Origin of the sequence: Ensifer sp. SL37, assembly GCF_026672675.1 — a bacterium.
Classification (GTDB): domain Bacteria; phylum Pseudomonadota; class Alphaproteobacteria; order Rhizobiales; family Rhizobiaceae; genus Ensifer; species Ensifer adhaerens.
Genome location: NZ_JAPPRN010000006.1, coordinates 3,134,555 through 3,143,376, shown reverse-complemented (window position 1 = coordinate 3,143,376; position 8,822 = coordinate 3,134,555). Strand labels below are relative to the sequence as shown.

13 protein-coding genes and 1 pseudogene are annotated in these 8,822 nt (G+C 64.1%); 4 read left to right on the top strand and 10 right to left on the bottom strand.

Going from position 1 to position 8,822, the window contains the following annotated elements; genetic code table 11:
• Positions 1–25: 25 nt before the first annotated feature.
• The 8 genes and pseudogenes from OVA00_RS27465 to OVA00_RS27430 all read right to left on the bottom strand — a co-directional run bounded on the left by OVA00_RS27465 (position 26) and on the right by OVA00_RS27430 (position 4,573).
• Complete coding sequence (locus OVA00_RS27465; protein WP_034793461.1) at positions 26–232, bottom strand: hypothetical protein; 207 nt, start codon at positions 230–232, stop codon at positions 26–28.
• Between the two features lie 305 nt (positions 233–537).
• On the bottom strand, positions 538–723 hold the full coding sequence (locus OVA00_RS27460) for a hypothetical protein (RefSeq protein WP_162741365.1): 186 nt from the start codon (positions 721–723) through the stop codon (positions 538–540).
• Positions 724–731: 8 nt separating this feature from the next.
• Positions 732–949, bottom strand: a pseudogene (locus OVA00_RS27455) (hypothetical protein).
• A gap of 10 nt (positions 950–959) precedes the next feature.
• Positions 960–1,241, bottom strand: a complete 282-nt coding sequence (locus OVA00_RS27450; protein ID WP_112977134.1) for a hypothetical protein — start codon at positions 1,239–1,241, stop codon at positions 960–962.
• Between the two features lie 724 nt (positions 1,242–1,965).
• Positions 1,966–2,571, bottom strand: coding sequence for a hypothetical protein (locus OVA00_RS27445; RefSeq protein ID WP_060583349.1), 606 nt, complete (start codon positions 2,569–2,571; stop codon positions 1,966–1,968).
• 80 nt (positions 2,572–2,651) lie between these two features.
• Positions 2,652–3,242, bottom strand: a complete 591-nt coding sequence (locus OVA00_RS27440) for a helix-turn-helix domain-containing protein (RefSeq protein ID WP_268089986.1) — start codon at positions 3,240–3,242, stop codon at positions 2,652–2,654.
• The gene (locus tag OVA00_RS27435; protein WP_218685344.1) at positions 3,232–3,918 is read right to left on the bottom strand and encodes a hypothetical protein; all 687 of its coding nucleotides are present in this window, start codon (positions 3,916–3,918) and stop codon (positions 3,232–3,234) included. The genes OVA00_RS27440 and OVA00_RS27435 overlap by 11 nt, the downstream gene beginning before the upstream one ends.
• Positions 3,839–4,573, bottom strand: a complete 735-nt coding sequence (locus OVA00_RS27430) for a hypothetical protein (protein WP_268090395.1) — start codon at positions 4,571–4,573, stop codon at positions 3,839–3,841. Before OVA00_RS27430 ends, OVA00_RS27435 begins: the two co-directional genes overlap by 80 nt.
• A gap of 813 nt (positions 4,574–5,386) precedes the next feature.
• On the opposite strand from OVA00_RS27430, the gene OVA00_RS27425 reads away from it, so the two are divergent.
• A complete protein-coding gene (locus tag OVA00_RS27425) occupies positions 5,387–6,037 on the top strand; it encodes a S24 family peptidase (protein ID WP_082566246.1) in 651 nt (216 codons plus the stop codon).
• 706 nt (positions 6,038–6,743) lie between these two features.
• Here the strand turns inward: OVA00_RS27425 and OVA00_RS27420 are convergent.
• On the bottom strand, positions 6,744–6,992 hold the full coding sequence (locus tag OVA00_RS27420; RefSeq protein ID WP_268089985.1) for a hypothetical protein: 249 nt from the start codon (positions 6,990–6,992) through the stop codon (positions 6,744–6,746).
• 241 nt (positions 6,993–7,233) lie between these two features.
• Between OVA00_RS27420 and OVA00_RS27415 the strand changes: the two genes are divergently transcribed.
• Genes OVA00_RS27415 through OVA00_RS27405 form a run of 3 tightly spaced genes read left to right on the top strand, consistent with a single transcriptional unit; the run spans position 7,234 to position 8,348 of the window.
• Entirely contained in the window at positions 7,234–7,665 is a 432-nt protein-coding gene (locus tag OVA00_RS27415) for a hypothetical protein (RefSeq protein ID WP_060516136.1), read from the top strand.
• Positions 7,662–7,910: a hypothetical protein gene (locus OVA00_RS27410; RefSeq protein WP_268089984.1), complete on the top strand. Its 249-nt coding sequence runs from the start codon at positions 7,662–7,664 to the stop codon at positions 7,908–7,910. Before OVA00_RS27415 ends, OVA00_RS27410 begins: the two co-directional genes overlap by 4 nt.
• A gap of 33 nt (positions 7,911–7,943) precedes the next feature.
• Complete coding sequence (locus OVA00_RS27405) at positions 7,944–8,348, top strand: hypothetical protein (RefSeq protein ID WP_268089983.1); 405 nt, start codon at positions 7,944–7,946, stop codon at positions 8,346–8,348.
• A 35-nt stretch (positions 8,349–8,383) separates the two neighbouring features.
• On the opposite strand, the gene OVA00_RS27400 is transcribed toward OVA00_RS27405, so the two are convergent.
• Complete coding sequence (locus OVA00_RS27400) at positions 8,384–8,536, bottom strand: hypothetical protein (RefSeq protein WP_060601181.1); 153 nt, start codon at positions 8,534–8,536, stop codon at positions 8,384–8,386.
• Positions 8,537–8,822 lie beyond the last annotated feature (286 nt).

Here is an 8,822-nt window from a genome sequence, read left to right as displayed (position 1 = left end):
TGTTATTCGGCCGGCTGCGCGTTGCTTAGCTTTCCTCGTGGGGCGGAGCGCGTCGGAGATAGACCTCATCGACGGCTGCCAGGAGAGAGCTTTCGGTTGAGGTAGACAAATTGAACTCGAACATAAGAAACCGGGCAAGATGTTCGGCGCAGCTTCCCTCCCGCGGTATCTGGTGCTCCGCGCAGGTCGCCTCGAACACACACCGCAGCAGCTCGATTTCCGCGACGCTCATCAAGACATTTCCATTCGCGTCAGACACGGGCGTTTACCTCGTCTTCTTCAGGCCCGCTGTGGTGCGTTGAGAAGCACAGCGGAGGCCAAATTGCTGGTCGAGGCCGGCCATAGTCCAGGAGCCGATATACAACCGCGCTCCCGTCCAGGACCCGTCACGTTCCACACGCCTGCCATATTGATCGAGTTCGCCCGTGTTGCCGGTTGCCCCACCGTTTCGCAGCCAAAGCGCGAGGCCAATCTGATGTGTGCGATGGAGCGGTTTCATCGGCGTCTATCTCCTTGTCTTGACGCAGATCAGTTGCTCTACAAAAGCCGGTGGCGCTCCTGCGTATCCCGGCTGCGCTTCAATATGCCGGAGCTGTCATGACGCTCCTGTGGCCTGTCGCGTGCCTTTTGACTGGCCGGCTTTGCGACCGTCAGCACAAGACCACGGTGACGGATTTCAGGTTTAACCCGGAATAGTCGCTTCAATGTTTCGACATAGCGCATGGCATTCCTCAGTGGCTGCGGGTCATTCCCCAGTCGATCGGTTCCAGATTGCTTTCAGCGCTGACCCGCTCCTGTCCGAGTTCATCGTTGCGAATTCGATATTGAGGGGCGTTGTCGCGTAGCGGCATCTTTGCGGTGATGCGATAGGTTTCGGCGGTTCTCGGTGAGAGATTATGACGGTTCGCAGGCGAACGGACAGTCCGACGGGATAGCGATGTTGGGACATGGTTCTATCCTCACTGTCCGGGCGCATCTGATATCTCGGCGCCGCTGAGCGCCACCAAACGCGCCAACTCGTCGGGTTCGATTTGTATCAACCGCATTCGGTAGTGGTTCTCGACTGTCGCGGGCAACTTGATGAAGGTGGCAACACGGCGGTAGGCGAGCCAGGAAAGCCCTTCGATCGGCACCTCGTCGTCATCGATTTCGTAGGCGCCGGCGACCATCGTCTCATCGACGCCCGGCAATCTGAACGGTCGGTCGAAATGGATTGTCCGGTGAATCGTTCGGTCGAACATGACATCTCCTCCCGATACCGGCAGTCGCCGGCACGCGATCTCGTTTGATACCGCTGCGTGCGGCAGCGCTACGACGCGGCGATCTAAGGGGGAAATGGCGGGTCGAGGTCCTGACGCCGCGAGAAGCCAAGCAGGCTTAAATCGATTTAATCAGGGTGCGCGTCAATTGAGGTCTATTCAAGGCCAAGATGAGGCAGACCCTTCGTGGCCTGGATACCCGGGCGCAGGCGGCTGGCGACCGCTGACGAAGCAATCGGCCGCATCAATGACGCGAAAGTCTCGCATGCGGTCAACGAGAAAGCCCGGGGCGAAATCGCACCGACCTTCCTCATCATCGCTCTTACACCAGTGCCAGTACATCCGTGGTCAAAAGCCTAAAGCGACACGGCAATTGCGAGCAGCGAAACGTTCAGCGCTCACCTGCATGATGTTTTCCTACGAACCGGAGGTGGCCGCCACGACTGAGGGAAGAGCCTTCCGCGGATAATCGTTACCGTGCCTGAGAGACCGGCGCGCGCCCCATCCACGCGGCTCCGGTCGCATCCGCCCGCCCCTCAGGCCGGTTCGAGCGTCGCGTGTTCAGCCGAACATGCGACGCTCGTCGCGGTGCGCAGCCGCGCTGACGCGAGGGCATTCGAACCCGCATCGCGGCAAGCGGCGCTGCGAAGCGCGAGCCGGGCTTGAAACCGCGCCACTGGCAGCGGCCGATCCGCGCCGCTCGCGTTCACGCCCCTTCCTTCTCCCGCGAAAGCCCCAGCTGCCAGTGCAGCTCCATCAGCCCGCGCTTCAGCCAGGCGAGCTGCGGTTCTGGCATGGTGCGCAGCATCTCGTAGTCCATGATGCAGACGTTGAAGACAGTGGTCTTCACCTGCGGCCCGTCCGGCAGTTTCAAGAGCACGCCTTCCAGCTCCATCATCCGGTTCGCCGCCTGGCGGGCGCCGCGGGCGCGCTCGGCGCTCGTCTCGCCGGCAAAACCCTTCACGTCGAACAGCGATTGGGCCCGCACGCTCGGGAAAGGAATGCCGGTGAGGCTGTAGTAACGCGCCATCTGCCGACTATATTCGTCGCCCGCCTCGCGCTCATGCGCGGTCAGCTTGCCGTCGAGGAACATGCGACCGAGCGTGTAGCCGGCAAAGGGGCTGGCAACATCGGCATCGCGTCGGCCGGAAAAATGCATGCGCCGGCGCGCGTCCAGCGCCACGGAGCAGACCTCGCGCTCGCTTTCGCCATGCTTGATCTGCCCGCCCGGATAGCGCGCCACATTGGCCTTGCGCGGCCGGCCCGCCCGGCTGGCGCGCTTGATACGGATGCGCTCTGCCTTGGATGTCATGGTCTCTTCTCCTTTTGCAATCTGCATGTGCCCTCGCCCGCTGCATGCGGCCGCGGGCGGGACGGAAATTCGTCGGAAAATCAAAATGCCGGCGCGCCGATCCCGTCGGCACCGGCATTCGCGGGCAAGCGGCCCGGCTGCTGGGTCCGTCCGCGCCGCCGCGCATTGCCGGGCTCGCGCTTGTTGACGGCGTGCAGCACCGAGGTGTGGTCGCGCCGAAAGATCCGCCCGAGCGCCGGCAGCGATAGATCCGGACGCTCGTCGTAAACAGCGGTCATGCAGCGGTGCCGCGGCTCGACCAGCCGTCGCTCGCGGCCAACCCCGATGATGTCCTCGAAGCTGATCCCAGGATAGGCGCCAAGCACCTCCTCGATGATCGCCCGCACCGGCCGGCGGTTGAACAGATCGCTGTTTGCCGCGGCCGTGGCACCGCAGATCAGCCGCGCCTGCGAGAGGATGCGCGCCTCGGCATCGGCGAGCGCCAGTTCCAACTCCTGGATCCGGCTCGCCTGCGCCCGCACCTGAACGGCGACGATGCCGACGAGATCGTCGAGCGTCGCCGGTTCTGCCGCGCTCCCCGCTTCGTCCCCCGAGAGCATCCTTTCCGCCGACCCTTCCGCTGCGCGGCCCGGTGCCTGTCCTGTCGTCAATTCAGTGCCTTCAGACCGCATGGAAAGCCTCCTTCGAAACGGCTGGATTGAGATTTGCACGCTCGACGCCGGACACGAGCCAGTCGCGAAACGCATTCCGCGCCGCCGGATTTTGCGGGGCCGTATCATCCGGCTGCCTATCAGCTGCGCTTTCGGTCGGGACGTTCGCGCCTTGCGCCCGCCCGTCGGAGGAAACTGCATCCCGCCCGGCCTTCGCTGCCGCATGCACCTGACGGAAGCTTTCGACCATCGCCCGCACCCGGCTGCGGCTTGCCGGCGATCGCCGATCGTCGGCCGGGCGCGGCGTCAGCGCCGCAACCATCTCGCGTTTGCGGGCAAGATCCGCCCTGAGACCCAGCGCCTCCGCCTTGGCGAGCGCCGCCAGCACCGGCGGCTTGGGAATCGTGCCGAGAAGCACGTTGGGATTGGCGGCATAGTCGCCGCGGATCAATTTCTGCGTCGCCGCCGAAAGACCCGAGGCCGGCACGCCCGAAAGCGCGTAGTGGTAAACCGCAATGATCTTCCTCGGCTCGATCGTCGGGGGCATGGTCATGCCGGCCGTCTGCATCGCGTCGAGGCTGCGCAGCACCGCCGCCTCGTTGACGCAAGCCAGCCGCTCAGTGAGCGCGGTAATCTCCCGGCCCAAGGTCGAAAGCCGGGCCTCCGCCGGCGAAATCATCATCTCTGAATAGGTCATTGTTCCCGTTTCCGTTCAGTTGGTTTTCGATTGTCTGCCTGCATTCCCGCTGATGGCGGGCAAAGGCGGTCTCGTGTGGCGGCGGCTGGGGGTGATGGCCGCGACGGGCCTGCCCGCCACCGCGCAACCCGCGGCCGCCGGCATTGCGCATCCAGTTTCGCCAGGTGGCGGCCCAGTCGAGCTTGGTCGCATCGCGTCCCGATTTGGCGCGCCAGTAGTCGCGGAACTTGTCGAACTCGACGCCGGCCTCGGCCCGGCCGAAGCCGAGGCCGGCGGCAAAGCCCCAGTCGGGCTCGAAATCTTCAGGCAGCCGCATCGCCCGGCCGCTCCCGTTGCGCCGCGAGCCTGCCGCATCCGGAACGGCTGCAGCCGGAACCGGCCGGTCGGCGTCCCCACCCGGATTCGGGTCGGGAGAGTTAGTTTCTTTAGGGGGTGTGGGGGAGCTTTCTTTATCAGAGAGGGCACCGTCGGCCGTCACCGTGACATCGCGTGACGTCACGCGGGCCCGACGGCGCTGCTGCCTTTCGCGGTCGCCCGCCCGGCGGCGCTCGATCTCGGATACGTGCCCCGCCTCGGCAGCGCGCACGGCAGAAAGGATCATCTCGGGCGACGCGCCCGATTGAACAAGAGCTTCGACGATTGCGGTAATGCGCATGCGCTCAAGCCCTCGCCGGCCGGGGGAAAGGAGAGCGCACCACCTGGCGGGAGGAGACGCCCGCCACCCGGCTAGGACGACGAATCCCAGCCTTGGAACCGACGTCCCCGGTCGCCAGCCGCCCCGGAGTTTCACGCGTCGGCAAAACCCCGCGCCCTCCCGGCGCCTTCCCAGTCAAATCATTGTCAGCCATGCCGCTTCCCATGCCTTCCCCTTTGGCCGTGCCCATTGGCACGGCCATTCGTCGCGCCTGCCGCGCGCCCGCTTCCGATTGTTCTTCCCGTCACTGGCCGGTCGCCTTGCCGCCCACCGCCAGGCAAGCAGCCGGTCGCCTTCGCCGTCCCCTCCCGGTGTCAGGGGGCCACGCCTCCGCCGAAGGAGGCACTGCAACGGCCGAAACCCGTGACCTTGGCGCCGCCGGCACGCACTGGCTGCGCGCCGGCTGCTCTCCACCGACGTGGCGCACGTCACCGGCCACGGACCGTCATCGGCCCGCGTGGCAACCATGCGCCGGCGCGCCGGCATCGATTGGAAAAGCGAGAGGTCGCCGGGGAGGAAACGACGGCCTCTCGCCTGGACCACCGCACAAGATGCGGCGATCGATGCTGAATGCGCCCCCTGGTCGGCATCGGCTGAGACGGATCGATCATCCGCATCCAGTCCGCTTGCTGGCCCACTGGGCGCCGTGACGGTTGCTGCAGCGGCTTCTGCCGCTCATTTCCGTTGACATCCTATTCATAGTAGGATTTCTTATTGCCATCAAGAGGAAAAATCCTATTTGACGACGGAAACGGAATCTGGGATGCCAGTGCCATGGACGAATTGCGCCACCTCATCCGGGAAGCAGTCGACGCGAAGAAGACGACCTACAAGGATCTGTCGATCGCGATCGGGAAGAACCATGCCTATATCCAGCAGTTCGTGGAGCGGGAGACGCCGCGGGAACTGCGCGAGCGCGACGCCCGCGCGATCGTCGAGCTGATCCAGGGGGCTGCCGCCGCCGGCGAAGCCGCACCCAGACGCGCGCCGGGTTTTGCGCCGCAGATCGTGCCCGGCGAGCAGCTCGTCGGCCATCGCGACCTGCCGATCTTTGCGGCCGCGCAAGGCGGCGACGGCCATGTGATCGTCACCTTCGATGCGGTCGAATATGTCAAGCGCCCGTCCGTGCTCGAGGGCGTCAAGGGCGCCTACGGCATCTACCTCACCGGCAGCTCGATGATCCCGGCCTATGAGCCGGGCGACATGGCGCTCGTCCACCCGCACCTGCCACCCACGCGCGACAAGGACGTGGTGCTCTACCACGTTCCCCCCGCCAACGATGCAGAGGCAATCATCAAGCGGCTCGTCTCGTTCAACGACCGCGAATGGACGCTGAGGCAATACAACCCCTTCCTGGAGTTCACCGAGAGCCGGGTCGAATGGTCCTTCTGCCACCGGGTCGTCGGCAAATACAGCGCGCGGTAAGCGGGGCGAGCGCCACAAACAATCACAGGATTTTAAAGAGATTGAGCGGCAATCCGGTCGGGATCGCCGAGCAGCCGCCCGTTAAGGCACGCCGCAATCTTCCGGCCCCCTCGTCGCGCTTTAAGTCTTTGATTTTTCGCCCATCGCCGCCGCAAACAGCACAAATAAGCGAGTTGCCCTAGTCGGAACACCGATCGACCAAGGCCTGAAAAGCAGCATCAACCGCTGTCCGAGGGCTGTTTGCGACCACCCAGATCGGATCGGCCGCAGCGACGACCCTATCACCGGAACCACCAAGGTCAGCCGCCCGAACCGCCTCGAAAATGGCGCAGGCGCGCTTGCTCCTGCGATTGTACGCAAGCTCGAACATGGCCTCTGGAGGCCCGGCAGGATCGGCAAACACCTGCACGACATAGGCCCGAAATCCGCGCCTGTCGTCGCAAAAATTGATCTGTCGCAGGAGAACGGGGCTCAACTCGGCCTCGTCAACCGGAATGGGCGAAGACCAATATTGACCGGTAGACGGCTCGCCGCTTGCACGACTGTCGACGGACATCATTTCACGCCTCCCAACGTTGCGCGACGACATTACCACGGCGCACCCAGCTCGTAACCAACGAACATTGAGTGGCGCCCAAGCGGTGAGCGCCTTCTCGACCGCTCACGGATGTGACCGTTACGGGCCACCCCTGCCCGGCGACAGCCGTCACGCCACCATCGCCTCCTCGATCTCCGTGGGCAGGTCGCCGATCGTGAAGAGCACCCTGGCATCCTCGAACTCACCGGTCGCCAGGTCGCCCGAGCGGCTGAAGGCGATCACCCCCACCTTGGTCGCCGCGAGCCTTTCGGCCAGCCGCTGGGCATGCTCGGGTCCGGTCGCCTGCACCGGATCGTCGGCGAGAAATGCGCCGCGGCTCCCCAGTGTGAAGCTCTGAACGACGAAGTAGGTGATCATCCCATGCTCCTTTTCCGCCACCTGGAATGGCGGCCCCACAGTGGCGCAATCACTCGAACAAAACAAGAACAAACAGTGCGTCATCGACAGCTTGAAGAAGGCAATTCCTGCCGGCAGTGTTTTTCCTATTGACTGGAAGATAGGATTTTTCCTATATCTACATCAGAAACACAGCCGGAGGGGCCGACAGGAAACCCGCGAAGGGTGTTCCAGTGCGCACCTCGAACAGACGAGGTGAACGATGTCGGATGCGATCTCCGTGGGCGCTGCAACGGCGATGAGCGCAGCACCCTTTCTAAAGCGCCGAGAAATCATTCTCGCCATGATGACGCTCGGTGCCGGCACCTTCTGCGACGAGACCGACACGACGGGCACCACCTACCGAACCGCAGCCGACTGGCTCGATGTGCATGACGGCGAGCATGTGGAGCGGCTAATCCGCTTCGATCTAGACGCGCTTCACGGCGAAGATGTTACCGAGACCGTCGCCGATGCCTGGCTGAACGGTTTCGACCAGAGCCCCGAGCAGGAACACAGACTGCCCGCTTTCGTGCGAACGTCGCAGGCATGGGAACGCTGGTGCGCCGATTTCAGCGCGCAGTGCGCGCCTTTCGGCCAAACCGCCCACGGCACCCTCAACCACCGCCAGCAGTTCGGAACCAGCCTGCGATGACCGTCACGCTCGACAGATCCGCCCTCTTTGCAGCCATCGAAGCCTTCTGGGAAACCGAAGGCGGCAACGATCGCGGCATCGAGGCGGCGATTTCGGCTTACCTGCAGCACCAGGGGCTCACCACCTTCGACGGCATGGCGACGCGCAAACGCGCCACGCTCGCCGCCACCACCGCCCGGCCCGCCTGCCCGGACGCCCCCACACGCCCAATATTGGCAATCTCCAATCATTTGCGAACATGCTAATAGACAGCAAAGGCATCGCGGAGGAGACAGTCCATGCCAAGGCTTGCGCAACTCTATTTCAAGACCGCAATCATCTTCCTGATCATCGGCCTCTGCATGGGCCTGCACATGGCGATCAGCCAGGACCATGCAGCAACGCCGGCCCATGCCCATACGAACCTGCTCGGCTGGGTGACGATGGCGATCTTCGGCATCTATTACGCGCTCAACCCGGCCAAGGCCGAGCGGCGGCTCGCGCTGATCCAGTATTATGTCTACACGTCAGGCGTCGCGGTGCTCGTGCCCTCGCTCTATCTGATGACGACAGGCAGGCCCGAGATCGAGCCCATCGTTGCCGCCGCGTCTATCGTCGCCTTCCTCGGCGTGCTGCTGTTTGCCGTGGTGATCTTCAGCAGCGCTGAAACTCCCGCGCGCGCCAGCACCGCCGCATCGCGGTAGATAGGCCGCCGCAGCCCAGGGCACCTCGTCTCGCGTCACTTCGATGTCGATTTCAGCACGCGATGGGTCGCATCGTCCAGCGCGTGGCCGGTTTCGACACCGTCCTGCCGAAAGCCGCGCGCCGTGTTGGCGCAAGCCGAAAGCATAAGCACCGCCAGGCACAGGAACGTCAGCATCGCCTTTGACATGATCGTCTCCGTCTTTTCCTCCAATCGGAAATGAAGCGCCGACCGGCAAAGTCAATCGATAGCCATGAAAACCGACCAGTGAAGCGACCACAGGGGCGCGCCTGCCCGCCCGTGCGCGGGCCACTTTATTTTGGCAACCGTACCAGAATCAGCGAATCCGGCCTTTCCCGCTCCGGCGGATGCACGTTAGCTTCCGTACCGCGCAGTACGTTCTTTCTGGACTGCGCTTCCCCGCACCCCGAGCCATTTTGGGTGCCTGCTTGCCCCGCCCTCGTGCGGGGCTCTT

Bases quoted from the DNA above. Each gene is read 5' to 3' on its own strand.
- OVA00_RS27450 (WP_112977134.1), bottom strand. From the start codon at position 1,241: ATGTTCGACCGAACGATTCACCGGACAATCCATTTCGACCGACCGTTC.
- OVA00_RS27430 (WP_268090395.1), bottom strand. From the start codon at position 4,573: ATGCGCATTACCGCAATCGTCGAAGCTCTTGTTCAATCGGGCGCGTCG.
- OVA00_RS27405 (WP_268089983.1), top strand. From the start codon at position 7,944: ATGCCAAGGCTTGCGCAACTCTATTTCAAGACCGCAATCATCTTCCTG.
- OVA00_RS27460 (WP_162741365.1), bottom strand. From the start codon at position 723: ATGCGCTATGTCGAAACATTGAAGCGACTATTCCGGGTTAAACCTGAA.
- OVA00_RS27465 (WP_034793461.1), bottom strand. From the start codon at position 232: ATGAGCGTCGCGGAAATCGAGCTGCTGCGGTGTGTGTTCGAGGCGACC.
- OVA00_RS27410 (WP_268089984.1), top strand. From the start codon at position 7,662: ATGACCGTCACGCTCGACAGATCCGCCCTCTTTGCAGCCATCGAAGCC.
- OVA00_RS27415 (WP_060516136.1), top strand. From the start codon at position 7,234: ATGTCGGATGCGATCTCCGTGGGCGCTGCAACGGCGATGAGCGCAGCA.
- OVA00_RS27435 (WP_218685344.1), bottom strand. From the start codon at position 3,918: ATGACCTATTCAGAGATGATGATTTCGCCGGCGGAGGCCCGGCTTTCG.
- OVA00_RS27425 (WP_082566246.1), top strand. From the start codon at position 5,387: ATGGACGAATTGCGCCACCTCATCCGGGAAGCAGTCGACGCGAAGAAG.
- OVA00_RS27440 (WP_268089986.1), bottom strand. From the start codon at position 3,242: ATGCGGTCTGAAGGCACTGAATTGACGACAGGACAGGCACCGGGCCGC.
- OVA00_RS27400 (WP_060601181.1), bottom strand. From the start codon at position 8,536: ATGTCAAAGGCGATGCTGACGTTCCTGTGCCTGGCGGTGCTTATGCTT.
- OVA00_RS27420 (WP_268089985.1), bottom strand. From the start codon at position 6,992: ATGATCACCTACTTCGTCGTTCAGAGCTTCACACTGGGGAGCCGCGGC.
- OVA00_RS27445 (WP_060583349.1), bottom strand. From the start codon at position 2,571: ATGACATCCAAGGCAGAGCGCATCCGTATCAAGCGCGCCAGCCGGGCG.